Below are 23691 nucleotides of genomic sequence, written 5' to 3' on the forward strand. Positions count from 1 at the left end.
TCCGGGTTCCAGCGGGGCCGGGGGCCCCCGGAGGGGTCCGGCTCTTCCGCGTGGCCCGGCGCTCCGGGCGGCTCCCCACCCCCTGTGGCCTGGTCCCTCCGGGAGGCTCGTTCCCCCAGGGGGCTCGGCGCGCTTCGGCGGTCAGGGCCTCCTGATGGGGCAGGCCCCGGAGGGGTCCGGCTCCTTCACGCGGTCCGGCGCGGCGCGGCTGCGCTCTCCGCGCGGCCCGCCCCTCCGGGAGGCTGGACGCGCTTCGGGCGGTTCCGTTCCTCCGCGCGGCCCGGTCCCTCCAACGCTCGGGGCGCCCAGGACCGCCCCGCCCCTCCGGGAGGCCCGGCGCGCTTCGGGTGCGCCGGTGCTTCCCGGGGGGCGGTGTCTCGGGGTGGGCCGGTGTCTTCGGGGCGCCGGTGTCTTCGGGGGGCGGTCAGGACGCCCGGTCCCTGGCCTGTTCGGCCGCGGCTCGTACCGAACCGTGGTGGAGCGGCCCGTGGCCGGGCAGCAGCGTGTCGCCGTCGAGCGCGGCGACCACGTCCAGGGAGGCCAGCGTCCGCGCGCGGTCGTGGTGGAAGAAGTCGGGCAGCAGTTGCGGGCCCTTGACCCGGGAGGTGGCGTGCCCGCTGACCAGGGCGTCCCCGGAGATCACGATGCCGGCGTCGGGCAGGTGGTAGACGCAGTGGCCGTCCGTGTGGCCGGGGGTGTGCACGGGCACCGGCCGCCCCGGCAGGTCGAGCGCCCCCTCGGTGGGGAACGGCTCGGGGGCCGTGACGGGGTGCTGCTCCGTGCCGCCCACGCGGATCACGTGCACGGCCCAGGGCAGCACGCCGGGCCGCCAGGCGTTGCGCACCACGTCGGCGATGGTCGCCTGCTGGAGGAAGTCGCGCCGGGCGTGCGGGACCTCGGCCGGGTGGAGATAGACCGGGGTGCCGTGGGCGGCGCGCAGGTACTCGGCGGAGCCCAGGTGGTCGTTGTGCGCGTGGGTGATGAGGACGGCGGTGACCGCGTCCGGTGAACTCCCCACCTCCGCGAGGGACTCCAGCAGTCCGGCCCGGTCCCCGGGATAGCCGGTGTCCACCAGCGTGACGGCGTCGCCGTCCTTCAGGATCACCCAGTTGGTGTTGTGGCCGTGCACCAGGTAGGTGCCGTCGGCGACTTGTCTTACCTCTGCCCGCATGATCTCTCCGAGCCCTCAGCGGCGGATCGTCGGGGACAGCCAACCAGACGGGCGCTCGGCCCGCGCGAGCGGGCCCGGTCGTCAGCGCACACCGTGCGGACGGAACTGGATGCTGATGCGCGGTCCCGTGGCCCGGCTGGTCTTGGGGACGCAGTGCTCCCAGGTGCGCTGGCAGGAGCCGCCCATCACGATGAGGTCGCCGTGGCCGAGCGGGCGCCGGACCGCCGTGCCGCCCCCGCCGGCCGGCCGCAGCAGCAGGTCGCGGGGTTCGCCGACTGAGAGGATCGCGACCATCGTGTTCTCCCGTGAGCCCCGGCCGATCCGGTCGCCGTGCCAGGCGACGCTGTCCCGGCCGTCGCGGTAGTAGCACAGCCCGGCCGTGGTGAACGGCTCGCCGAGTTCGTCGGCGTAGTGCCGGGACAGGGCGGTGCGGGCCTCGTCGAGGACCGGGTGGGGCAGCGGGTCCCCGGCCCGGTAGAAGGCGAGCAGGCGCGGCACGGACACCACGTTGTCGTACATCTTGCGCTGCTCGGCCCGCCAGGGGACCTCCGCCGCCAGGTGTTCGAACAGGCCGTCGGCGCCGCTCAGCCAGCCCGGCAGGACGTCGATCCAGGCGCCCGAGCCCAGCTCGGTCCGGCGCAGCCCGCCGAGCGAGCCGAGCCGCAGCTCGTCGGTCTGGTCGAACAGGGAGCCCTGGAGGTGCGTGGACATGGGTTCAGCGTACTCCTTAATCGAAAGTACGTTCCTATTGATCAACCGGGGCCCCGAGGGGACCGGCGGCCGGCCGGAGGCTTTCGATGCAGCGGTGTATCCGATACATTCGCGTATCCAACAGGAGGAGGCAGCCATGGAGACGGCCGGACGCGTCACCCGGCGCCGGGTCCACACCCGCGCCCGGCTGCTCGACGCCGCCTTCGCGGTGTTCGCGGCCAAGGGCTACGGCCGCGTCTCCATCGAGGAGGTCTGCGAGGCGGCCGGGTTCAGCCGGGGCGCGTTCTACTCGAACTTCGCCACCCTGGACGAGCTGTTCTTCGCCCTGTACCAGCAGCGCGCCGACCTCATCGCCGCCCAGGTGGCCGACGCCCTCGCCCAGGACGGCCCCGGCCTCGACGTGCCCGCCGCCGTGGACCGGGTCACCGAGGTGCTGCTGCTGGACGTCGACTGGCTGCTCGTGAAGACCGACTTCCTGGTGCACGCGGCCCGGCACCCGGCCGTCGCCCGGGCCCTCCTCGACCACCGCGCCCGGCTCCGGCAGGCCATCGCCGACCGGCTCGCCCGTGCGCGCGGCCACACCGCACTGCCCGCCGTGCTCGGCGACGTCGACGGCGCCGCGCACGCCGTGGTCGCCGCCTACGACGGGGTCACCACCCAACTGCTGCTGGACCGGGACGTCGAAGCCGCCCGGGTCTGGCTGAAACAGCTGCTCACCGCCCTGCTCACGGACGGCAGCCGCACCCCCGCCACCTGAGCACAGCCCGAACGGCACCGTCGTACGAGCGCACGCGCACCGGCACGGGCCGGCACCGGACCGAGTACCGCACCGAGCACCGTCAGGAAGGACACAGTCGTCATGGACGCGGACGTCATCGTCGTCGGAGCGGGTCTCGCCGGCCTGGTCGCGGCGCACGAACTCACCAGCCGGGGCCGCCGGGTGGCCGTGGTCGACCAGGAGAACGCCGCCAACCTCGGCGGCCAGGCGTTCTGGTCCTTCGGCGGGCTCTTCCTCGTCGGCTCGCCCGAGCAGCGCCGCCTCGGCATCAAGGACTCCGCCGCCCTCGCCTGGAGCGACTGGCAGGGCAGCGCGCAGTTCGACCGGCTCGCCGACGAGGACTCCTGGGCGGTGCGCTGGGCCCGCGCCTACGTCGAGTTCTCGGCCGGCGAGAAGCGGTCCTGGCTCCAGGGACACGGAATCGAGCTGCTGCCGACGGTCGGCTGGGCCGAACGCGGCGACCTGCGGGCGGACGGGCACGGCAACTCCGTGCCCCGCTTCCACATCGCCTGGGGCACCGGCACCGGCGTGGTCGAGCCCTTCGTGCGGTACGCGCGGCAGGCCGCCCGGGACGGGCTGCTGACGTTCCACCACCGCCACCGGGTGGACGAACTGGTCGTCGAGGGCGGCACGGCACGCGGTGTGCGCGGCACCGTGCTCGCCCCCGACGACTCCCCGCGCGGCGTCGCCTCCAGCCGCGACCGGGCCGGCGACTTCCAACTCACCGCCCAGGCCGTCGTCGTCACCACGGGCGGCATCGGCGCCGACCACGACATCGTCCGCCGCTACTGGCCCGAGCGGCTCGGCACACCCCCCGCCGAGATGGTCACCGGCGTCCCCGCCTACGTCGACGGCCGCATGCTCGACATCAGCGCCCAGGCCGGCGTACGCCTCGTGAACCGCGACCGCATGTGGCACTACACCGAGGGCCTGCGCAACTGGGACCCGATATGGCCCGGCCACGGCATCCGCATCCTGCCCGGCCCGTCGTCCATCTGGCTCGACGCCCTCGGCCGCCGGCTGCCCGACCCCTGCCTGCCCGGCTACGACACGCTCGGCACCCTCCGGTACCTGCGCACCACCGAGGACATCGCCGGGTACGACCACTCCTGGTTCATCCTCACCCGGAAGATCATCGAGAAGGAGTTCGCGCTCTCCGGCTCCGAGCAGAACCCCGACATCACCGCCAGGGACCGCAAGGCCGTGCTGCGCGACCGGCTGCTCGGCAAGGGCGCCCCCGCGCCGGTGCGGGCCTTCCTCGACCACGGCGCCGACTTCGTCACCGCCGGGAACCTGGAACAGCTCGTCGAGAAGATGAACGCCCTGACCGGCAAGCCGCTGCTGGACGCGGCCGGGGTGCGCCGCCAGATCGAGGCCCGCGACCTCCAGATCGCCAACCCCTACAGCAAGGACGCCCAGGTCCAGGGCATCCGCAACGCCCGCCGCTACATCGGCGACCGCCTCGGCCGCGTCGCCGCCCCGCACCGCCTCCTCGACCCGGCCGCCGGCCCCCTCATCGGCGTCCGGATGCACGTGCTGACCCGCAAGACCCTCGGCGGCATCCAGACCGACCTGGACTCCCGGGCGCTCGGCACCGACGGCACGCCGATCGAGGGACTGTACGCGGCCGGTGAGGTCGCCGGGTTCGGCGGCGGCGGTGTCCACGGCTACAACGCCCTGGAGGGCACCTTCCTCGGCGGCTGCCTCTTCTCCGGCCGCGCGGCGGGCCGGCACGCGGCCCGGCAGACCGGCTGACCTCAGCCCTCCACCAGCTCCGCCAGGACGTGCGCGTGGCTCTCCTCCGTCTTCTTGGACGCCGTGAGGAGGGTCACCGTGCCCTTGCGGGCCGACTCCCTCAGGTGGTCCAGCAGTTCGGCGGCCCGGGGGGCCTCCAGCTCCTGCTCGTAGCGGCTCCGGAACTCCTCGTAGGAGCCCCCGCCGTGGTACCACGTGCGCAGTTCGCTCGACGGGGTCAGTTCCTTCGGCCACTCGTCCACCCGCACCGCGTCCTTGGCGAGGCCGCGCGGCCACAGCCGGTCGACCAGGACGCGCAGGCCGTCGTCGGGCTCGGGCGGTTCGTAGATCCGGCGCACACGCACGCTCACGGTCGGGCCCCTCTCGGGTCGTGGACGGTCGTGCGAGCGTACTGCGCCGATCGCCGCCCACCCGGCGGCGACGCGGCACGACTTGACCGGAACAAGGGGGAAACCGGGCCCGGGCGGCGCCTACTCTGACGGCCAGTCGATCACCGGCCACTTCCGAGGAGCGCATGTGACGCCACCCCGCAGACAGCCCGCCCGCCGCCGTACCGCCGTCCTGGCCACCGTCCCCGTCGCCGTGGCCGCCCTCCTCGGCGCCGCAGGCCCCACGGCCCCGGGCACCACCGGGGCGCCCGGCGCGGGCGACCCGTACTTCCCGCTCAGCGGCAACGGCGGCTACGACGTCCGCCACTACGACCTGACCCTGCGGTACGACACCTCGGCCCGCCGCCTGGACGCCACCGCGGTGCTCACCGCCCGCGCCACCCAGCGGCTCGGCCGCTTCGACCTCGACCTCAAGGGCCTGACGGTCACCGCCGTCACCGTCGGCCGCACGCAGGCGGCCTTCCGGCGCGACGGCCAGGAACTCGTCGTCACCCCGCGCCACGCCCTGCGCGCCGGGCAGGACTTCCGCGTCACCGTCGCCTACCACGGCACCCCGAAGCCGGTCACCGACCCCGACGGATCGGCGGACGGCTGGATCCCCACCGACGACGGCGCGTTCGTCGCCGGCGAGCCGCAGGGCGCGATGACGTGGTTCCCGGCCAACGCCCACCCGAAGGACAAGGCGTCGTACGACTTCACCATCACCGTCCCCGAGGGACGCACCGCCGTCGCCAACGGCGTCCTGCTCGGGCAGCGCACCACCGGCGGGAAGACGACCTTCCGGTGGCGCGAGACCCAGCCCATGGCCGCCTACCTGGCGACCGCCTCCATAGGGAAGTTCCGGGTCGAGCGGTACACCACCCGCGACGGCATCCAGGTGTACAACGCGGTGGACGCCCGCGAGGCCCGCGCCGCGGCGCCCGCGCTGAAGAAGCTGCCCTCCGTGCTGGAGTGGGAGAGCAAGCTTTTCGGGCCGTACCCGTTCCGGGCCGCCGGGGCCATCGTCGACCACGCCCCGGACGTCGGCTACGCCCTGGAGACCCAGACCCGGCCGGTCTACGACTCCGCACCCGACCTCGGCACCCTCGTCCACGAGAGCGCCCACCAGTGGTTCGGCGACTCCGTCACCCTCACCGCCTGGAAGGACATCTGGCTCAACGAGGGCTTCGCCACCTACGCCGAGTGGCTCTACGAGGAACAGCACGGCGGCCGCAGCGCCCAGCAGGCCTTCGACTCCCTCTACGCCCGCCCCGCGAGCGACGAGTTGTGGGCCTACCCGCCCGGCGATCCGGGCAGCGGCGAGAACATCTTCGGCACCCCCGTCTACGCCCGGGGCGCCATGGTCCTGCACGAGCTGCGCCGGGCCGTCGGCGACCGGGACTTCTTCCGCACCCTGCGCGCCTGGGCGACCGGACACCGCGGCGGGCACGGGACCACGGCACAGTTCGTCCGGCTCGCCGAGAAGACCTCGGGGAAGCGGTTGGACGGGCTGTTCCGCACCTGGCTCTACACGGCGGGCAAGCCGAACCGGCCCTGACCCCGCGGCAGTTCGCTCCGTACGCGCGACGCTGACCGGTTCCAAACAACTGCCGGTCAAGATCGACTCATGATCCGACGCAGAACCGCCGTCGCTCTCCTCGCCTCCCCGCTGCTGCTCACCGGCTGCGGCGGCGGAGCCGAGGCGACCGAAGGCCGGACTCCGGCCCGCCGTCCGGCACCGGCGCCCACCCCCGGCACGCCCAGCCCGTCGGCCCCGCGCGGCATACCCGGCCTCGGGCCCGAGCGGACCGCGGCGATACCCGAGCGCTGCACCCAGGCCGTCGTCGTCACCGGGCGCGGCGAGAACTCCCCGCTCTGCACCGTCGTGCTGCACCGGCGCACCCCCACCGGCTGGCAGGCCGGACCCGCCTGGCCCGGCCACAACGCGCTGCACGGCTGGAGCGCCCACCACATGCTCGGCGACCTGCGCTCCCCGCTCGGCGTCTACACCCTCTCCGACGCCGGCGGCCTGCTCCCGGACCCCGGCGGCAAGCTCCCCTACCACCACTCCAGCGGGTTCCACTCGCCCGGCACCGGCTTCGAGGGCGAACCCCTGGAGGGCTCCTTCGACTACGTCATCGCCATCGACTACAACCGCCGGCCCGGCACCTCGCCCCTGGACTGGACCCGGCCCCTCGGCCCGGGACGCGGCGGGGGAGTGTGGCTGCACGTCGACCACGGCGGACCCACCCACGGCTGCGTCAGCGTCGCCAAGGCGCACATGAAGGACCTCCTGCGCACCCTCGACCCCGGCCGGCACCCGGTCGTCGTCATGGGGCACGCCGACTGGCTCGCGCACTGAGCCGCTTAGGATCCGAACTCGTGTGCGCACATGTGCTGGTCGCCGAGGACGACGAGAAACAGGCCGAACTGCTCCGCCGCTCCCTGCTGGCCGAGGGCCACACCGCCACCGTCGTGCACGACGGCGCGGCGGCACTCGACGCCGCCCGCCGGCTGCGGCCCGACCTCGTCGTCCTGGACCTGATGCTCCCGGTCCTCGACGGCTTCGGCGTCTGCCGGGCGCTGCGCGCAGGCCCGGAGCAGCCGGACATCCCGGTGGTCATGCTCACCGCCCGCTCCGCCGAGGACGACGTCCTGCTCGGCCTCGACGTCGGCGCCGACGACTACCTGACCAAGCCGTACAGCCCGCGCGAGCTGATGGCCCGCATCCGCACGGTCCTGCGGCGCAGCGGGCGGGGCGTCGGCGCCCGGGACGACGACCCGGTCGTGCGGGCCGCCGGGATCAGCGTCGACCCGGTACGCCACGAGGTGCGCTGCGACGGCGCGCCGGTGGAGTGCACACCGGCCGAGTTCCAGATCCTGCTGGCCATGGCGGGGGAGCCGGAGCGGGTGTTCACCCGGCGGCAACTGCTGCACTGCACCCGCGGCTTCGACCGGGCCTCCACCGAGCGGGCCGTCGACGTGCACATCATGAACCTGCGCCGCAAGATCGAGGCCGACCCGCGGCGGCCGGTGCGGCTGCTGACCGTGTTCGGCGTCGGCTACAAGCTGAGCGGCGGCCGGCGGTGAGGCGCCGCATCCCGGTGCGCAAACGGCTGGTCGTCCGGCTGCTGTTCGTGTCCGCGCTGATCGCCGTCTGTTCCGTGGCGGCCACCGCCTGGCTCGCCGTGACCACCACCACCAGCGCCCTGAAGGAGGAACAGGGGCAGGACCTCGCCGCCGGCAACCGCATCCTCGCCCAGCTCAGCGGCTACGCGGCCACCCACTCGGACTGGGCGGGCATCCGGCCCGCCCTGCGGGAGCTGGCCGCCCGCACCGGCCGCCGGATCGCCCTCACCACCGCCGACCGCACCCTGGTCGCCGACTCCGCGCCCCCCGGCACCCCGCTGCCGCCCCGGCCCGCCGCCACCGTCGACCCGCTGCGCACCGACACCTACACCGAGACCGGCGCCCAGCTCAGCGGCATCGACCCGCGCGTGGTGGGCCCCTACCTGCTGCCGGCCGCGGAACGCGTCAAGCTCGACTCGCTGGCCGCGCTACGCGCGCACTGCTACGAACGCCACGGCCTCCAGGCCCGTACCGAACGGACCGAGAGCGGGCGGCCGGTGGTCACCGTCGCGGACGGCGCCGACCCTTCCGCCTACGGCGCCGACGTGTGCGAGGACGGCCGGCTCAACACCCCCACCGCGACCGAGCAGAAGGCCCTGGAGGCCCTGTCCGACCTGGTGCGCCCCTGTCTGCGCAAGGACGGACTGGCCCTCGGCGGAGGGCTGTTCTTCACGTTCGACCCCCGCGGCAAGGACCCCTTCGGCGGCGGTTTCCTGGTCGCCAAGCTCGCCAGGCTCGGCACCGGCGAGGCCACGCGGACCGCCCAGCGCTGTGTCCAGACCGCCCGCCGCACCCAGCTCCAGCCCTACGTCGCCCCGGTGGCCGAGCTGTTCCTCGGCATCGGCGACCAGAACCCCGCCCGCTTCGACGTGTCACCGGCCAACAAGGCCAAGGTGGTCGGCGTGGCCGGGCTGGTCCTCGCCGTCACCGTGGCCGTGACCGCCGTCGTCGCCGTCCGGCTGGTACGGCCGCTGCGCGCGCTGACCCTCGCCGCCCAGCAGCCGCCCGAGCTGCACGTGCGCGTGCCGGTGACCACTCGGGACGAGACCGGCATCCTCGCCGAGGCGTTCAACGACCTCACCGAGCGCCGCGCCCGCCTGGAGGCGCAGCGCAAGGCCATGGTCAGCGACATCGCACACGAACTGCGCAGCCCGCTCACCAACATCCGGGGCTGGCTCGAGGTCGTCCGGGACGGCGTCGTCGACCCCGACCCGGCGCTGCTGGACTCGCTGCACGAGGAGGCGCTCGTCCTCCAGCGGATCATCGACGACCTCCAGGACCTCGCCGCGGCCGACGCCGGCACCCTGCGCCTGCACCGCGAGCCGCTGCCGGCCGGCGACCTGCTCGACCAGGTCGCCGCCGCCCACCGCGTCGCCGCCGACGCCGCCGGGGTCGTCCTGCGCACCGGGGCCGACGCCACCGCCTGGCTGGATGCCGACCCGGTGCGGATGCGGCAGGTCCTCGGGAACCTGGTCTCCAACGCGCTGCGGCACACCCCCGCCGACGGCAGCGTCACGCTCGCCGCACACCGGGACGGCGACGAGGTGGTCCTCACCGTCGCCGACACCGGCTCGGGCATCGCGCCCGAGGACCTGCCGCACGTCTTCGAGCGGTTCTGGCGCGCGGAGAAGTCCCGCAGCCGCCGCACCGGGGGCAGCGGGCTCGGGCTGCCGATCGTCCGCCACCTGGTGGCCGCCCACGGCGGCACGGCCGGCGTGGAGAGCGAGCCGGGGACGGGAACGGTCTTCACGCTGCGGCTGCCGGCCGCGCCGCCGCCCGGCGACGAGCCCTGAGAGCGGTGTCGAGCCGCAGGAGCGGAGCAATGGAATCCGATTTCCGGGGCAGGCCGGGGGTACTCCGGTCGCGCGAGCGCGGCACGAGGAGGCAGAGGGAGGTCATGCCATGAGCGGAGCGGACGACCTGCCGGTCATGTCCACGCTGGCCGAACTGGCCCGCCTGGTGGAACGGCACCAGGGACTGTACGTGCGCTGGTCCAAGGGGCCGGGCACCGACCTCGACGCCGTCTCCAGCACCGACGAACTGACCGGAGTCCCCATGCCCGGGCTGTCCGCCAACCCGCTCGACGTCGAGGAGTGGTGGGAGGACCGGTCGGTGGAGCTGTGGGTGGCGCGCCGCCTGTACGACTACGCGCACCTGCCGCACGACAAGGGCCCCGGCGTGCGCCCCTGGGTCCTGCGGGGCCGCGAGACGGGCCGGGGCCCGGACAACGAGCCGCTGGTGGCGGAGGTCGAGCCGTTGTGCTGGATCGCCGGCGAGGTGATCGACGCGGCCCGGGACGAGATGGCCCGGCAGGAACGGGAGTGGGGGACCCTGCGCCGCGGTGGCCGCTGAGCCCCCCTCGCCCCGCCGGGCCGCCGGTCAGCCCGAGCGTTGCCGGGAGCGGGCGCGCCGCCGCAGCGCCCGGCGTTCCAGTTCCGTCGTACCGCCCCAGACCCCGATGCTCTGGCCCGTGTCCAGCGCCCAGTCCAGGCACTGCTCGCGGACCGGGCAGCGCCCGCACACCGCCTTGGCCTGCTGTGCCTGCACCTGCGCGGGTCCGGTCGTGCCGATCGGGAAGAACAGATCGGGGTCCTCGTGACGGCACGCGGCATGTTCGCGCCAGTTCTCCATCGGAATCTCCTGGTTCGGATCGAAGTCGTCCGGGCCTTGTCGCATGCGCCGCCGTTGGGGCGTGAAGGCGTTGCGCACACGTTCTCCGGTTCGGGTGACCGGTCAGGAGGGTGTGAAACGGCGGAACGCGCGGAGATAAGCGGAGATAGCGTGACGGGCGCGCGGTGGTCGCCCCGGGCGGCGGCCCCCGGAGAACACCGGAGGAGCCGACAGGGCACCGCGGGCGGGGATGTGACGGGCCGCCGGGTGAGGCCCCACGCGCGCTCCCGCAACCGCCCGGCGCGGAGCGGCGCTTGAGTGCGGGTCGGATGGGGTTCTCCCGGAACCCGGGTCAGCCGCGCAGCGTCTCCGATGCCGTCCTGGTTACCGCCTCGGCCAGGGAGGCCAGTGCCGGCGAGTCGAGCTTCCACTGCTGCCAGTACAGCGCGACGTCCATCCACGCGCCGGGGGCGAGAGCGGCCAGCCGCCCCCGGTCCAGCAGCGGGCCGGCCTGGACCTCCGGGACCATGCCCCAGCCGAGCCCCGCGGCGACGGCGTCCAGGAACCCCTCTGAGGTGGGCACGTGGTGCCGGAACGGGCCGGCGGAGGCGCGGCCGAGCCGGCGGGCGAAGGCGTCCTGGAAGTCGTCCTTGCGGTCGAAGACCACGACGGGGGCCCGGGACAGCGCCTCCGCAAGGGGCCGTCCGTCGAAGTGGGCCGAGGTGAACTCCGGGGCGGCCACCGGCAGATAGCGCATCCGGCCGAGCGGACGGACCGCGCAGCCGGGCACCGGGTCGGGCGAGGAGGTCACCGCCGCCATCACCAGGCCCTCGCGCAGCAGCGCCGCCGTGTGGTCCTCGTCCTCCCGGTGCAGCTCGTAGCACAGGCCCGGGACCCGGGTCAGGGCCGGCAGGAACCAGGTCGCCAGCGAGTCCGCGTTCACCGCGACCGACACCCGCGTCGGCTCCCCGCCGCCGCTCAGCCCCAGCTCGCCCCAGGCGTCCCGCTCCAGCCGGGCGAGCTGCCGGGCGAACCGCACCAGCACGGCGCCGGACTCCGTGGGCCGTACCGGTCTGCCGCGCTGGAGCAGCACCCGGCCGGTCCGCTGTTCCAGGGCCTTGACCCGCTGGCTGACCGCGGACGGCGTCACGTGCAGCGCGGCGGCGGCCGCGTCGAAGGTGCCCTCGTCCACCACGGCCAGGAGCGTCCGCACCTGCTCCAGGGGCAGCTCTGACATCACGAGCGCTAATGGTACGTAAAAATCTTTAGCTGTACTTGTGATCAGGGCTTCCCTAGCGTCGACGGCATGAACCACGCCCTGTCCGCCGCGGCCGCCGGCTTCGGCACCGGCCTCTCCCTGATCGTCGCCATCGGCGCCCAGAACGCCTTCGTCCTGCGGCAGGGGGTGCGCCGGGACGCCGTCCTCGCCGTCGTGGGCATCTGCGCCTTGTCCGACGCGGTGCTCATCGCGTTCGGCGTCGGCGGGGTCGGCGCGGTCGTGGTCGCCTGGCCCGGCGCGCTGCGGGCGGTCGGGATCGTCGGCGGTGCGTTCCTGCTCTGCTACGGCGCCCTGGCCGCCCGCCGGGTGCTCGGCCCCGGCACCGGACTGCGCGCGGAGGGCGAGGCGGCCGGCTCGCGCCGCCGGGCCGTGCTCATGTGCCTGGCGATGACCTGGCTGAACCCGCACGTCTACCTGGACACCGTGTTCCTGCTGGGCTCCCTGGCCGCCGACCGGGGCCCGCTGCGCTGGACGTTCGGGCTCGGCGCCGCGCTCGCCAGCCTGTGCTGGTTCGCCGCGCTCGGCTTCGGCGCCCGGCTGCTCGGCCGGTTCCTGGCCCGGCCCGGCGCCTGGCGGGTCCTGGACGGCCTGGTCGCCCTCACGATGCTCGCCCTCGGTACGACCCTGGTCGTCGGCTCCTGAGACGCACCGTTCGCCGCGCACAGGACGTCCTGGAACAGTTAGGCTCTCGAACAAAAAGATGTAACGAGCAACCAGGACATCCGTGGACACGAGCGAGAGCAGCAGCACCGACACCGGGCGGACGGAGAGCCGGCCCGACCCCGACGCGCCGGCGGCCGAGGACCCGCCCCGGCGCGGCTGGCGCCGCTGGGCGATGGACACCCGCCCGCTGCGCATCCCCGCCTACCGGCGCCTGTGGTCGTCGACGATCGTCACCGCCGTCGGCAGCCAGCTCACCGCCGTCGCCGTGCCCAAGCAGATCTACGACATCACCCACTCCTCCGCCTGGGTCGGCTACGCGAGCCTCGCGGGCCTCGTGCCCATGGTGGTCTTCGCGCTGTGGGGCGGGGCGGTCGCCGACACCGTGGACCGGCGCAAGCTGCTGCTGGTCACCAACACCGGTATCGCGGTGACCTCGCTGCTGTTCTGGGCGCAGGCCGCCAGCGGTCTGGACTCGGTCGTCGTCCTCATGGTGCTGCTCGCCCTGCAACAGGCGTTCTTCGGGCTCAACTCGCCCGCCCGCACTGCCTCCATCGCCCGGCTGGTCCCCGCGGAGCAGCTGCCGGCCGCCAACGCCCTCGGCTCCACGGTGATGCAGACCGGCCTGGTGGCCGGCCCGCTGCTCGCCGGTGTGCTCATCCCGGTCATCGGGCTGCCGGAGCTGTACCTGATCGACGCGCTCGCGCTGTGCGTGACGGTGTGGGCCGTCTTCCGGCTGCCAGCCCTGCCGCCGCTCGGCGCCACGGCCCGCCGGGCCGGGCTGCGCGAGATAGCGGAGGGCTTCCGTTACATCTCCCGGCACAAGGTGCTGCTGCTGTCCTTCCTCGCCGACATCGTCGCCATGGTGTTCGGCATGCCCCGCGCCCTGTTCCCGGAGCTGGCCGCGGACACCTACGGCTCCTACGGCGAGGGCCTGGCGCTCGGTGTGCTGTTCGCCGGCATCCCGGTCGGCGCGGTGCTCGGCGGCCTGTTCTCCGGTGTGTTCTCGCGGGCCCGCAGGCACGGCTGGATGGTCATCGGGGCGGTCGTCGGCTGGGGCGCGGCCGTCGCCGGGTTCGGGCTCAGCGGGAACCTCTGGGTCGCCGTGGCCTTCCTCGCCGTGGCCGGTGTCGCCGACATGGTCTCGATGGTGTTCCGCGGCGCCATCCTGCTGTCCGCCGCGACCGACGAGATGCGCGGCCGGATGCAGGGGGTGTTCACGGTGGTCGTCGCGGGCGGACCGCGCCTGGCCGACGTGCTGCACGGAACCGCCGGTTCGGCGTTCGGGCCGCGGGCCGCCGTCGCGGGCGGGGGCGCCCTGGTCGTCGTGGTGATGCTGGCCCTGGCCGCCGCGGTCCCGGCGCTGCGCCGCTACCGCATCTGAGCGCCCGGCGGACCGGACGGCACACCTGGGGCCTCTCGTTCGGATCATGCCGGGCTCGCGGGCCCCGCTCCCTGATCCGGCCTGATCCGAACGAAAGACCCTAGATCGGGCTGCTGCGCCGCCGGATCGCGTACTGCTCCATCAGCTTTCCCCGGGTGGTCTCCAGCCGGTGGGCGAGGATCTCGGCCACCGTCCGCACCAGCGAGAGCCCGAGCAGCGGATCCTCCACGCACAGCCCGAGCACCGACGGCCCGTCGAACTCGTAGGCCCGTACGTTGCTGAAGGCGACCGCGCCGAAGTCCCACTGGTACGGCGGGAACAGCCAGGACCAGCCGAGCATGTCACCCGCGCCCAGCGTGGCCACCGTCACCCGCTGCCGCGAGGTGACCTGCTGGTCGAGGTGGACCGCGCCCGAGCGGATCACCCAGAACCGGTCGGCGGTGCCGCCGGCATCGAAGATGCGGGTGTCCTCAGGGAAGGACACCTCCTTCGCCAGCTCCATCAGGCGCTCGCGCTGCGCCTGGGGGAGGGCGGTCAGCAGTTTGATCGCTTTGGTCATGGCGCATGGCTCCTCGCCGGCGGCGGTTGCGGTGCGGGTGCTGTGCCTCTCAAGCCCATTTCAGCCGCTGTGACCGTCCGGAGCACGTCGAGGAGGCCGGGTCTTCGGCCGCGTGTCGCGCCCGGGGCAGCAAAAAGCCCTGGCTGGACGGGGGAAACCAGCCAGGGCCGTATGCGGTGACACAAGGAGCGGGGAAGGAAGGCTTCCGCGCCGCTCCCGCGTCACTTGTGGATGAACCATAAACCATCTGCCGTACTTTTGGGTAACCGGAAGCGGGTCAGGTGACCTGTTTCACTCCCTCCGTCCGCACCGGGCCCCCGCCCGGGCGGACGATCTCCTCCAGCACCCGCTGCACCGCCTCGAAGGCCCGGGCCCGGTCGGCCGCCTCCCGCGCGCCCTCCGGATCGGTCGCCGTCAGGCTCTGCGCCCGCTCCCGCCAGGCCCGTTCCTCCTCGCCCGCGCGCTCCTGGCCGCGCCGGATCCGCCGCAACAACTCGTCCGCGTCCACCACATCGGTCATGTACGGCGGGTACCCGCTCGGGCCGCCGTGATGACACGGGCACCGAGGGTGTTTGACAGCGCTCCGGCGGGTCAGTCGAAAGGGAGAGAACCCTGCAATCCGGGCACCGCTCAGGGAGTATCTGGGAGGAAGGGATGCTCGACAAGCACCGGACCACTTCCATCGCGACCCTGCCGCAGACGCACGGCCACGTGCCGTGCCGTCCGGCCGAGGCCCGCAGAACGGTGGAACGCGTCATGACCGAGCGGTGCCGGGCCCGCGACCTGCCGTGTGCGCACGAGGCCGTCGAGGACGCCCTGCTGGTCACGTCGGAACTCACCACCAACGCCCTGCTGCACGGCGGCGGCATCACCGGCTTCGCCGTCGACGTCGACGGCGGCGGCGTCCGCGTCTCGGTGAGCGACGACAGCGACGACCTGCCGGTCACCGATCCGGCCGGCGACGAGCCCGCCCATCCCCACCCGGGCGGCCGTGGCTGGCCCATCGTGTGCCGCCTGGCCAGCGACATCCGGGTCGCGGAGCTGCCCAGCGGCGGCAAATGCATCACGGCCGTCGTACCACTGCGCTGAAGCGGTCCGGGAAGTTCCGCTCAGCGTGTTTGCGCGTGGGGTCGAGGGGCAGACGGAGTTTCGTGCTTCGGACCGGAGGCGCCTGCCCCGCGGGGACAAACCCGCTGCTGGGCCCCCTTCCGGCGGGCCTGGTGGCTCACCCGTGGAGAACCCTGACACCACCGTTCGGGCCAGGACCTGGAACCGCAGTTCCGGCCATGTGCCCTGAAACCCCGTTCAGGAGCGATTCCGCATGCTGACCGACATGTCGACAAGCCGTCCCGGCACGACCGCCACCACCAGCGACACCGCCGGCGCCGCCGCGGCGCCCAGCCGGCGGAACCACGACGACGCCCCGGACACGGCGGAGCTGTTCGTCCGGCTGGCGGAGCTGGAGGACGGACCCGAGCGGGACGCCGTACGCGACGAACTCGTCACCGCCTGGCTCCCCATGGCCCACCGGATCGCCGGCCGGTTCCGCGACCGGGGCGAGTCCGTCGAGGACCTGCGCCAGGTGGCGGCCCTGGGCCTGGTGAAGGCCATCGACCGTTTCGACCCCTCGCGCGGGGCCTTCGAGAGTTACGCCGTGCCGACCATAACCGGCGAGGTGAAGCGGCACTTCCGTGACCGGATGTGGGCCCTGAGGGTGCCGCGCCGGGTGCAGGAGCTGCGCAACCGGGTGCGGGTGGCCCGGCGCGAACTCACCCAGAACCCCGGCAGCCCCGAACCCACCGTCGCCGACATCGCCGCCCACACCGGGCTCAGCGAGGAGGACGTCAGCGCCGGCATGGAGGCGCTGGAGAGCTTCAGCACCCTCTCGCTGGACGCCGAACTCTCCAGCGGCGACGACGGCTACAGCCTCGCCGACACCCTCGGTGCCACGGACACCTCCTACGACGTCGTGGTCGACCGCGAGGCCGCCAAGGAGGGACTGCGCCGACTGCCCGAGCGCGAGCGGGCCATCCTCTACATGCGCTTCTTCGAGGACATGACCCAGAGCCGCATCGCCGACCGGCTCGGCATCTCCCAGATGCACGTGTCCCGGCTGATCAGCCGCAGCTGTGCCCGCGTCCGCGACGAGGTGCTGGGCAGCCGCCGCCCCGGCGCCGAGCCGAGGTGAGCGCCGCTCACTTCCGCGGCTGGGTGGGCCCTCCGGCCACGCCCAGCGGCCGGGCGAGGCCGGAGACGGTCTCGTCCAGGCGCTGCAGATGGCGCAGCACCCGGTCGGTCACGCGGCCGTAGCGCGGGGTGCGCAGGGTTCCCGGCTCCAGCATCGACGCGATGCTGGAGCCGGTTTCGATCTGCGCGGCGGACCTCGGGTCCGAGACGTGCGCGGCGATCGCCTCGATGTTGTGCACGATCCGCCCGCCCGCCCCGCGCAGCCGGGGGTCCGCCGCGATCGACGGATGCGTCGGCAGCAGCTCGGCGGTGGCCGCCAGGGACCGTCCGTGGTACGCGCAGGTCTCCAGCAGCGCCACCACGTACCGGACCGTGTTCCGGCGCGAGCGCAGCGGGGTGATCGGATGCGTGAGCGGCTGGGTGGCCGCGCGCAGGTCGGCCAGTGCCTGGTCCAGCTCGCGCGCCCGCTCCACCAGGTCCCCGCCCGCCCCGCCGCTGAGCTGGTCGACGGCACCCCTGGTGACGTCGGCGAGCCGGTCCAGCACCGCGACCAGCAGCTCGTTGGTACGACGGTCGGTGTGGACCGGCAGCACCACGGCCGCCGCGATCACCCCGCAGGCGGCGCCGAGCGCCGTCTCCTCGATCCGCAGCACCAGCACCGACAGGCTGTAGGTGTTCAGCAGGGTGTACAGCAGCCCCAGCATGGCCGTCACGAAGAACGACATCAGCGTGTAGGACAGGGGCGCGGTGTAGAACATCGCGAAGATGAACAGCAGCACCAGCGCGAACGCCGTCCACGTGTGGTGCCCCACCAGGGCGGCGAGCCCGATGCCCGCCACCACGCCGAGCACCGTGCCCAGCAGCCGCCGGTAGCCCTTCACCAGGATCTCGCCGGTGGAGGCGGTGTTCAGGAAGACGATCCAGCACGTCAGCACCGCCCAGTACCAGCGCTGGGCGGACAGCAGCTCACCGCCGACGATGGCCAGCGAGGAGCCCACGGCCACCTGGACGGCGGCCCGGGTGGTGGGCCGTTTCAGGCCGGCCGGCTGCGGCTCCTCCGCCTCGCTCTCCTCGCTGACCTCGATCGCGGCGTCCTCCGCGTCCAGCTCCTCGCGGGAGCGGGCGGTCGCCGGGGTGTCGTCGGACTCGTCCTGCGGCCCGTCCAGGGCCAGCCGCAGGCCCAGGGCGGCCCGCGCGGTCTCGCCGAGGCCACGGAAGACGTCCTGCACGGCCGGGGAGGCCGGGGGCAGGTTCTCCTCCTCCCGGTAGCCGAGCAGCCGGTTGCGCACCTGCGCGAGCGCCGTTCCCGACGCCTCCCCGGCCGGCCGCAGCGTCAGCAGCCGCAGCGCCTGCAGATCCCGGCGCAGCGCGGCCGTCGCCTCGTCCCGCACCGGCAGCTCGCCGCCGGAGGGCAGCGGGGCGCCCGGCAGATGCAGGGTGAGGGTGTCGGTGCGCTGCGCACTGCGCGCGGTGAGCAGCAGCAGCCCGAGCCGCTCGGCGGCGATCTCCGCGTCCGCGATCCGGCGCTGGAGCAGCCGGGCCACCGCCGGGTCCGACGTGCCGTCCTCCAGCCGGCCCTGGATCAGCAACGCCGTCTCGTGCAGCCGCGCGGTGCCGGTGCGCAGGTCCTCGAGCACCTTCTCGGCCTCGTCGGGTCCGGCGTCCAGCAATTCGGCCTGGGTGGCGAGCAGCTGGCCGAGCCGGGCGCGGAAGGCCCGCCGCAGCCGGTCCAGGGTGCCCGCCGGGGTCTGCGGGAGCAGCGCGAACCGGGCGGCCGCGCTGCACGCGAACGCCACGCAGATGACGCCGTACAACTGCGGCAGCACGGACGCCGTCGCGCCCACGAACAGCGACAGGAAGTAGACCTGGAAGCCGATCAGCCCCAGTGCCGTGCCCCGGTCACCGAACCGGCGGCCGTAGACGGCGCAGAAGATGAGGACGACGAAGAACAGGTCGCCGGCGACAACCCGTTGGTTGAGCAGCGCGCCCAGGGACACCGAGGCCAGCGCCACCGGCAGGCCGAACGCCAGCGTCACGGCCTGCTGGGCGCGCTGCTTCTCCCGGATGGCGAAGGTGGCGACCATCGCCGCGATCGCCCCGGCGACCAGCTGGGGCACCGGGACGTTCAGCGCGGCGAGGACGGCGAGGGTGAGGGCGATCGCGGTGACCGTGCGCAGTCCCGCGGTCAGGCGGAGCAGCCCGGGGTCCGACGCCGCGAGCCGGTCCCACATCCGTACCCGTCCCGACCGTGCCACTGCCCTCACGCCGCCGCGCTCTCTCCCGTGCCGGAAATCGATCTCCGACCCAGCATCGCACGCGGCCCCGGCTCACCTCTCCCCGGCCAGGGTGGCGGCCACCAGCGCGTTGGCGTGCCCGTGGCCCACGCCGTGCTCGGACTTGAGCCAGCCGACCAGTTCCATGTGCTTCGTCAGCGGCGAGGAGCGGATCAGCTCCTGCCACTCGCCGACCGGGCGGCCGTACTTCTTCTCGATCGACGGGAAGTAGCTCGCCGGACCCTTGACGGTCTTCTCGGTCATGCCGGGGTGTCCCTCCGTGTGACGTGTGTGAACACCAGGGAAGACCGCCGGTCCTCGGTGAAGTGACCGGCGGTCCCCTGTGATCCACACCACCTCACGGGTGGTCGATGCCCGCGCCCTCCACCCGGGCCCGGACCTCGTCCGGTGACAGGTAGGAATCGGTGAACTCGAAGTCCTTCAGCCGGGCGGGCTTGCGGGCCTGGAAACCGGTGCGCACGAAGTCGTCGCCCGCGACCGCGTTCAGCAGCCAGTTGGTCATCACCCGGGCCTTCGCGACGTTGGTGCGCAGCGCCGACCAGTGGTAGCCGCGGGCCACCGCCTGCGCGGGAACGCCGCGCAACTCGATCCCCAGCGGCTTGGACACCGCGTCCTTGCCGCCGAGGTCGACGACGAGACCCAGGTCCTTGTGCACGTACGGCTGCATCTGCTGCCCGCGCAGTGTCGCGATGACGTTGTCGGCGACCTTCCTGCCCTGCCGCATGGCGTGCTGGGCGGTGGGCGGGCACACCGCGCCCTCGTGGCCCTTGGCCAGGTCCGGCACGGCCGCCGAGTCGCCGAGCGCGAACACGCCGTCGTACCCCGGCAGGCACATCTCGGCGGTGACCGCCAGCCGGCCCTTGACCGTCTCCGCGCCGAGCGTCGCGATGAGCGGGCTGGCGACCACCCCGGCCGTCCAGATCAGCGTGTGCGTCGGCACCACGCGGCCGTCGGTGAAGGTGACCTCCTCCGGGCCGGCCTTGTCGATCGACACGCCCAGCGAGACCTCGACCCCGCGCCGCTTGAGGATCTCCTGCGCGCTGCGGCCGAGCTTGTCGCCCAGCTCGGGCATCAGCTTGGGCGCGATGTCGATCAGATGCCACTTGATCAGGCTCGGGTCCAGCCGCGGGTAGCGCCGTACGGCCGCGTGCGTCAGCCGCTGGAGGCAGGCCGCCGTCTCGGTGCCCGCGTAGCCGCCGCCGACCACCACGAACTGCAGCCGCGCGGCCCGCTCGGCGGGATCGTCGCTGGCGTCCGCCAGGTCGAGCTGCGAGATGACGTGGTCGCGGATGTAGGCGGCCTCGGCGAGGGTCTTCATCCCGAAGGCGTGCTCGGTCAGGCCCGGGATGTCGAAGGTGCGGGTCACGCTCCCCGGTGCCAGCACGATGTAGTCGTAGCGCTCGTTGACGATCTTGTCGGTGATGGTGCGGATGACGCACACCTTGGCCTTCAGGTCCACCCCGATCGCGCCGCCGGGGATGATCCGGGTGCGGTACTTCCTGCTGCGGCGCAGGGACAGGGCGATCGACTGCGGCGTGAGCACGCCGGAGGCGACCTGAGGCAGCAGCGGCAGGTAGAGCTGGTAGGCGAACGGCGTCACCAGGGTGACGTCGGCCTCGTCCGGGGCGAGTTTGCGCTCCAGGCGGCGGACGCAGTCGACTCCGGCGAAGCCTGCGCCAACCACCAGGATCCTGGGTCGTGTCACGGTGTTCATCCCTTTCTGCGGCTCCGGGCGGTCCGGCTCGACGCCGTTCGCATGCCCCGGATCGCTCTGCGCCAACTCCGATCCCACCGTGCCTCCAGCCGTTCCGCCAGCTGGGTGCGGCAGGCAGACGAACGCATGGGGACCAGCATGCCCCCACTGGGACGTGGAGTAACCGGCTGGCGCACACCTACACGTCGAACACCCGTCACCAGGGCAGGAACGCGTGGATGTCCTTGCCGCGGTCGTGCACGACCACACTGACCTGGGTGCACAGCGTGTGCACCAGGTGCCAGCCGATGCCGCCACCGCCCGTGCGGGGGTGGAACGGCCGGGGCTCCGGCCTGGTCGTGCTGGTGTCCCGCATCGTCACGTGCACCCCGTCGAAGGTGCGGCGCATCCGCAGGTCGAACGGACCGGGCGCGTACTGGATCGCGTTCGCGGCCAGTTCCGTCACGACCAGCAGGATGTCGTCCCAGTACTCGTGCGCGCCCGGCGGCGCGTCCCGGGCAAGGGCACAGAGGAACTCCTCCGCCGCGAGCCGCGCGCCCGTGACGTTGCGCAGCTCCCCGGGGAAGGAGAACGTACGCTCGTACCTCTCCTCCGAGGGCGGTGTGTCGTCCCAGCGCGGCTCCGTCACCATCTCGCATTCCCCGGTCCCGGCCCGGAACGGGCCGGCTCGGCCCCTTCCGACCGGAACGGTCGTCGTTGCTGATCTCTCGCTGCGCTGCGGGTTCCCCCAGCCGCGCAGGCTATCCGTCTCCCCTCGGACCCGCCGCCGGTTCGCCGTACTTCCGCGGCGCCGTCAGCGGAAGACATCGTCCGGTTCGTCCCACTCGGCCGGCTCCGGCGGACCCGGCCGCGGCCGGGAGCGCGCCTGGTACATCGCCTCGATCTCGGCCGCGTAGTGCCGCACGACGGCGTCCCGGCGCAGCTTCATGGACGGCGTCAGCAGCCCGTTGTGCGGTGCGAACGGTTCCTGCAGGACGCGGTAGACCCTGATCGACTCCGCGCGGGACACCGCACTGTTGGCGGAGGCCACCGCCCGCGCGATCTCCTCCCGCAGGGCGTTCTCCTCGCGGACCTCCCGCCCCTGGGCGTCGCCCGGCAGCGCCAGGGCGGCCCGCCAGTGCGCGAGGAACTCCGGGTCCAGGGTGATCAGGGCGCCGACGCACGGCCGGTCGTCGCCGATCACCACCGCCTGGTGCACCAGCGGGTGCATCCGCAGCCGCTGCTCCAGCAGGGCCGGGGCCACGCTCTTGCCGCCGCTGGTGACGATGATGTCCTTCTTGCGCCCGGTGATCGTCAGATAGCCCTCGGAGTCCAGCCGGCCGATGTCCCCGGTGGCCAGCCAGCCGCCGCGCAGCGCGGCCCGGGTCGCGTGCTCGTCGCTGATGTAGCCCTGGAACACCGACGGACCGCGCACCAGGATCTCCCCGTCCTCGGCCACCCGGATCTCGGTGCCGGGCAGCGGCAGGCCCACGGTCCCGGACTTCTCCCGGCCCAGCGGCTGCATGGTGATCCCGCCGCAGGCCTCGGTGAGCCCGTACCCGTCGTGGAGGTAGACGCCGATGCCCTCGTAGAACAGGGACAGTTCGCGGTTGAGGGCGCTGCCGCCGGAGGTCCCGCGCACCACCCGGCCGCCGAGCGCGGCCCGCAGCCTGCGGTACACCGTCCGCTCGTACAGGGCGTGTTGCAGCTTCAGTTCGAGTCCGGGGCCCGGCCCGGCGCCCAGCCGCCGGCGCTCCTCGGCGGCGGCGAAGTCCCGCGCCGTCTGCGCGGCCCGCTCGAACAGGGCACCCCGGCCCGCCTGCTGCGCGGTGCGCAGGAACGTCTTGTACAGCTTCTCGAACACCGACGGCACACCGTAGAGGTACGTCGGCCGGAACGTGCCCAGGGCCGACGCCAGCGCCGGACCGGTCAGCTCCGGCTCGTGCGCCATCAGCACCCCGCCCCGCACGCACATCAGCATGATCATGATGCCGTAGACGTGCGAGAACGGCAGGAACGCCAGCACGGACGGCTGTTCGCCCGGCGGCGCGGCGGTGTGCGCCCAGCCGGCCAGCAGCGTGTCACAGGGGTAGGCCAGGCCGCGGTGGCTGAGCGCGCAGCCCATCGGGCGCCCGGAGGTGCCGGAGGTGTAGACGACGGCCGCCGTGGCGTCCGGCAGCACGATCCGGCGCAGCGACTCCACCGTGGTGCAGGGGACGGCCACGCCCCGCTCCACGAGCTCCGTGACGGCGCCCGCGTCGAGCTGCCAGACGTGCCGCAGCCGTGGCAGCCGGGTGCACACGGTGCCGACGGTCATGACGCCCTGCTCGTCCTCCACGACCACGGCCACACAGCCCGCGTCGCGCAGCATCCACTCCACCTGGTCCCGCGAGGACGCCGGATGGACCGGCACGATCTCGGCCCCCACCGCCCACAGCGCGTGCGCGAGCACCGTCCACTCGTAGCGGGTGCGGGCCATCAGGGCCACCCGGTGGCCGGGCGAGACACCGGCGGCGATCAGGCCCTTGGCCAGGTCGACCACCTCGTCGCGCAGCTCGACCGCCGTCACCTCCCGCCAGGGGGCGGCGGGACCGTCCCGGCGCGCGAGGACCGGCAGCGCCGGATTCCGTTCCGCCGTCGCGAACACGCTGTCGGCGAGGCCGCCGGTGAGCGGCGGGGCGACGGCGGGAGCGGGGGCGGGAGCGGGGGCGGGGTTCCGCATGCGCTGCTCCTGGTGTACGGACGGTCACTCCGCCGGTCGGCTCGGTGTCGGCGGTGCTCGAATGTAGCCCAGGCAGGCGCGTTCGGTGAGGGGAACGAGGAAGTCGTGATCGGCTGATGATGTGGGCGTGTCCTGGGGACTCGGGACACATGAGTCATGTGAACCCCGATCCGGAGCCCGAGCGCACGACCGGTCTGGAACCAGGAGGGGGAGTCCCGCCCGGCGAGACCCCGCCGGCCGAGAGCAGCATGCCCGAGGCCGGCCCCCGCGAACCGCACGTCCAGCGCAGGGGCTGGGCCAAGGCACCGCTGACCCTGATCCTGCTGCTGGTCGTGCTGATCGCGGCCTTCTTCCTGGCCTACGCCCTGGTACTGATCCTCTGACCGGTCCG

Annotated in this window: 24 protein-coding genes; 12 read left to right on the forward strand and 12 right to left on the reverse strand. The window is 73.5% G+C overall.

Annotation, left to right across the window (positions count from 1 at the left end; all coding sequences use genetic code 11):
* Positions 1-424: 424 nt before the first annotated feature.
* Complete coding sequence (locus tag AB0947_RS27595; protein WP_366753019.1) at positions 425-1171, reverse strand: MBL fold metallo-hydrolase; 747 nt, start codon at positions 1169-1171, stop codon at positions 425-427.
* A gap of 81 nt (positions 1172-1252) precedes the next feature.
* Entirely contained in the window at positions 1253-1882 is a 630-nt protein-coding gene (locus tag AB0947_RS27600) for an alpha-ketoglutarate-dependent dioxygenase AlkB (protein WP_366753020.1), read from the reverse strand.
* Between the two features lie 136 nt (positions 1883-2018).
* Between AB0947_RS27600 and AB0947_RS27605 the strand changes: the two genes are divergently transcribed.
* The gene (locus AB0947_RS27605) at positions 2019-2639 is read left to right on the forward strand and encodes a helix-turn-helix domain-containing protein (protein WP_366753021.1); all 621 of its coding nucleotides are present in this window, start codon (positions 2019-2021) and stop codon (positions 2637-2639) included.
* A gap of 102 nt (positions 2640-2741) precedes the next feature.
* Positions 2742-4415 (forward strand): FAD-binding dehydrogenase, encoded by a 1674-nt coding sequence (locus AB0947_RS27610; RefSeq protein ID WP_366753022.1) that lies wholly within the window; start codon positions 2742-2744, stop codon positions 4413-4415.
* 2 nt (positions 4416-4417) lie between these two features.
* Here AB0947_RS27610 and AB0947_RS27615 read toward each other — a convergent pair whose 3' ends face one another.
* Entirely contained in the window at positions 4418-4765 is a 348-nt protein-coding gene (locus AB0947_RS27615) for a DUF488 family protein (RefSeq protein WP_366753023.1), read from the reverse strand.
* A gap of 166 nt (positions 4766-4931) precedes the next feature.
* On the opposite strand from AB0947_RS27615, the gene AB0947_RS27620 reads away from it, so the two are divergent.
* The 5 genes from AB0947_RS27620 (at position 4932) to AB0947_RS27640 (ending at position 10264) form a co-directional block, all read left to right on the forward strand.
* Positions 4932-6341, forward strand: a complete 1410-nt coding sequence (locus AB0947_RS27620; RefSeq protein ID WP_366753024.1) for a M1 family metallopeptidase — start codon at positions 4932-4934, stop codon at positions 6339-6341.
* Positions 6342-6410: 69 nt separating this feature from the next.
* Positions 6411-7145 (forward strand): L,D-transpeptidase family protein, encoded by a 735-nt coding sequence (locus tag AB0947_RS27625; RefSeq protein ID WP_366753025.1) that lies wholly within the window; start codon positions 6411-6413, stop codon positions 7143-7145.
* 20 nt (positions 7146-7165) lie between these two features.
* Positions 7166-7873 (forward strand): response regulator transcription factor, encoded by a 708-nt coding sequence (locus AB0947_RS27630; RefSeq protein ID WP_366753026.1) that lies wholly within the window; start codon positions 7166-7168, stop codon positions 7871-7873.
* Positions 7870-9705 (forward strand): HAMP domain-containing sensor histidine kinase, encoded by a 1836-nt coding sequence (locus AB0947_RS27635; protein WP_366753027.1) that lies wholly within the window; start codon positions 7870-7872, stop codon positions 9703-9705. Before AB0947_RS27630 ends, AB0947_RS27635 begins: the two co-directional genes overlap by 4 nt.
* 109 nt (positions 9706-9814) lie before the next feature.
* Positions 9815-10264: a DUF6098 family protein gene (locus AB0947_RS27640; RefSeq protein ID WP_366753028.1), complete on the forward strand. Its 450-nt coding sequence runs from the start codon at positions 9815-9817 to the stop codon at positions 10262-10264.
* A gap of 27 nt (positions 10265-10291) precedes the next feature.
* Here the strand turns inward: AB0947_RS27640 and AB0947_RS27645 are convergent, their stop codons facing one another.
* Positions 10292-10543 (reverse strand): WhiB family transcriptional regulator, encoded by a 252-nt coding sequence (locus AB0947_RS27645; protein ID WP_171160258.1) that lies wholly within the window; start codon positions 10541-10543, stop codon positions 10292-10294.
* A 331-nt stretch (positions 10544-10874) separates the two neighbouring features.
* Positions 10875-11762, reverse strand: a complete 888-nt coding sequence (locus AB0947_RS27650; RefSeq protein WP_366753029.1) for a LysR family transcriptional regulator ArgP — start codon at positions 11760-11762, stop codon at positions 10875-10877.
* A gap of 66 nt (positions 11763-11828) precedes the next feature.
* On the opposite strand from AB0947_RS27650, the gene AB0947_RS27655 reads away from it, so the two are divergent.
* Both AB0947_RS27655 and AB0947_RS27660 read left to right on the forward strand, forming a co-directional pair.
* Positions 11829-12443: a LysE family transporter gene (locus tag AB0947_RS27655; RefSeq protein ID WP_366753030.1), complete on the forward strand. Its 615-nt coding sequence runs from the start codon at positions 11829-11831 to the stop codon at positions 12441-12443.
* A gap of 82 nt (positions 12444-12525) precedes the next feature.
* Entirely contained in the window at positions 12526-13845 is a 1320-nt protein-coding gene (locus tag AB0947_RS27660; protein ID WP_366753031.1) for an MFS transporter, read from the forward strand.
* 100 nt (positions 13846-13945) lie between these two features.
* Here the strand turns inward: AB0947_RS27660 and AB0947_RS27665 are convergent, their stop codons facing one another.
* Together AB0947_RS27665 and AB0947_RS27670 are read right to left on the reverse strand one after the other, a co-directional pair.
* Positions 13946-14404 (reverse strand): cyclic nucleotide-binding domain-containing protein, encoded by a 459-nt coding sequence (locus AB0947_RS27665; RefSeq protein ID WP_366753032.1) that lies wholly within the window; start codon positions 14402-14404, stop codon positions 13946-13948.
* Between the two features lie 277 nt (positions 14405-14681).
* Positions 14682-14924 carry a hypothetical protein gene (locus AB0947_RS27670; RefSeq protein WP_366753033.1) on the reverse strand — a complete coding sequence of 81 codons (243 nt, stop codon included), beginning with the start codon at positions 14922-14924 and terminating at the stop codon, positions 14682-14684.
* Positions 14925-15058: 134 nt separating this feature from the next.
* On the opposite strand from AB0947_RS27670, the gene AB0947_RS27675 reads away from it, so the two are divergent.
* Positions 15059-15493 (forward strand): ATP-binding protein, encoded by a 435-nt coding sequence (locus AB0947_RS27675; RefSeq protein WP_366753034.1) that lies wholly within the window; start codon positions 15059-15061, stop codon positions 15491-15493.
* Positions 15494-15725: 232 nt separating this feature from the next.
* Positions 15726-16592 (forward strand): RNA polymerase sigma factor SigF, encoded by an 867-nt coding sequence (locus AB0947_RS27680; RefSeq protein WP_366753035.1) that lies wholly within the window; start codon positions 15726-15728, stop codon positions 16590-16592.
* A gap of 7 nt (positions 16593-16599) precedes the next feature.
* On the opposite strand, the gene AB0947_RS27685 is transcribed toward AB0947_RS27680, so the two are convergent.
* The 5 genes from AB0947_RS27685 to AB0947_RS27705 form a co-directional block, all read right to left on the reverse strand.
* Positions 16600-18822, reverse strand: a complete 2223-nt coding sequence (locus tag AB0947_RS27685) for an FUSC family protein (protein WP_366753053.1) — start codon at positions 18820-18822, stop codon at positions 16600-16602.
* 96 nt (positions 18823-18918) lie between these two features.
* Entirely contained in the window at positions 18919-19128 is a 210-nt protein-coding gene (locus AB0947_RS27690; RefSeq protein ID WP_366753036.1) for a DUF4287 domain-containing protein, read from the reverse strand.
* Between the two features lie 94 nt (positions 19129-19222).
* The gene (locus AB0947_RS27695; RefSeq protein WP_366753037.1) at positions 19223-20599 is read right to left on the reverse strand and encodes an NAD(P)/FAD-dependent oxidoreductase; all 1377 of its coding nucleotides are present in this window, start codon (positions 20597-20599) and stop codon (positions 19223-19225) included.
* A gap of 196 nt (positions 20600-20795) precedes the next feature.
* Complete coding sequence (locus AB0947_RS27700) at positions 20796-21230, reverse strand: ATP-binding protein (RefSeq protein WP_365711131.1); 435 nt, start codon at positions 21228-21230, stop codon at positions 20796-20798.
* Positions 21231-21392: 162 nt separating this feature from the next.
* Positions 21393-23300 carry an AMP-dependent synthetase/ligase gene (locus tag AB0947_RS27705; protein ID WP_366753038.1) on the reverse strand — a complete coding sequence of 636 codons (1908 nt, stop codon included), beginning with the start codon at positions 23298-23300 and terminating at the stop codon, positions 21393-21395.
* A 149-nt stretch (positions 23301-23449) separates the two neighbouring features.
* Here AB0947_RS27705 and AB0947_RS27710 point away from each other — a divergent pair, with 149 nt between their 5' ends.
* The gene (locus AB0947_RS27710) at positions 23450-23683 is read left to right on the forward strand and encodes a DUF6480 family protein (protein WP_366753039.1); all 234 of its coding nucleotides are present in this window, start codon (positions 23450-23452) and stop codon (positions 23681-23683) included.
* The last annotated feature ends 8 nt before the right edge of the window (positions 23684-23691 follow it).

The organism is Streptomyces sp. NPDC047841, assembly GCF_040704085.1.
GTDB lineage: Bacteria > Actinomycetota > Actinomycetes > Streptomycetales > Streptomycetaceae > Streptomyces > Streptomyces argyrophylli.

Bases quoted from the DNA above. Each gene is read 5' to 3' on its own strand.
- AB0947_RS27595 (WP_366753019.1), bottom strand. From the start codon at position 1,171: ATGCGGGCAGAGGTAAGACAAGTCGCCGACGGCACCTACCTGGTGCAC.
- AB0947_RS27600 (WP_366753020.1), bottom strand. From the start codon at position 1,882: ATGTCCACGCACCTCCAGGGCTCCCTGTTCGACCAGACCGACGAGCTG.
- AB0947_RS27605 (WP_366753021.1), top strand. From the start codon at position 2,019: ATGGAGACGGCCGGACGCGTCACCCGGCGCCGGGTCCACACCCGCGCC.
- AB0947_RS27610 (WP_366753022.1), top strand. From the start codon at position 2,742: ATGGACGCGGACGTCATCGTCGTCGGAGCGGGTCTCGCCGGCCTGGTC.
- AB0947_RS27625 (WP_366753025.1), top strand. From the start codon at position 6,411: ATGATCCGACGCAGAACCGCCGTCGCTCTCCTCGCCTCCCCGCTGCTG.
- AB0947_RS27640 (WP_366753028.1), top strand. From the start codon at position 9,815: ATGAGCGGAGCGGACGACCTGCCGGTCATGTCCACGCTGGCCGAACTG.
- AB0947_RS27645 (WP_171160258.1), bottom strand. From the start codon at position 10,543: ATGGAGAACTGGCGCGAACATGCCGCGTGCCGTCACGAGGACCCCGAT.
- AB0947_RS27655 (WP_366753030.1), top strand. From the start codon at position 11,829: ATGAACCACGCCCTGTCCGCCGCGGCCGCCGGCTTCGGCACCGGCCTC.
- AB0947_RS27665 (WP_366753032.1), bottom strand. From the start codon at position 14,404: ATGACCAAAGCGATCAAACTGCTGACCGCCCTCCCCCAGGCGCAGCGC.
- AB0947_RS27670 (WP_366753033.1), bottom strand. From the start codon at position 14,924: ATGACCGATGTGGTGGACGCGGACGAGTTGTTGCGGCGGATCCGGCGC.
- AB0947_RS27675 (WP_366753034.1), top strand. From the start codon at position 15,059: ATGCTCGACAAGCACCGGACCACTTCCATCGCGACCCTGCCGCAGACG.
- AB0947_RS27680 (WP_366753035.1), top strand. From the start codon at position 15,726: ATGCTGACCGACATGTCGACAAGCCGTCCCGGCACGACCGCCACCACC.
- AB0947_RS27685 (WP_366753053.1), bottom strand. From the start codon at position 18,822: ATGTGGGACCGGCTCGCGGCGTCGGACCCCGGGCTGCTCCGCCTGACC.
- AB0947_RS27690 (WP_366753036.1), bottom strand. From the start codon at position 19,128: ATGACCGAGAAGACCGTCAAGGGTCCGGCGAGCTACTTCCCGTCGATC.
- AB0947_RS27695 (WP_366753037.1), bottom strand. From the start codon at position 20,599: ATGAACACCGTGACACGACCCAGGATCCTGGTGGTTGGCGCAGGCTTC.
- AB0947_RS27700 (WP_365711131.1), bottom strand. From the start codon at position 21,230: ATGGTGACGGAGCCGCGCTGGGACGACACACCGCCCTCGGAGGAGAGG.
- AB0947_RS27705 (WP_366753038.1), bottom strand. From the start codon at position 23,300: ATGCGGAACCCCGCCCCCGCTCCCGCCCCCGCTCCCGCCGTCGCCCCG.
- AB0947_RS27710 (WP_366753039.1), top strand. From the start codon at position 23,450: ATGAGTCATGTGAACCCCGATCCGGAGCCCGAGCGCACGACCGGTCTG.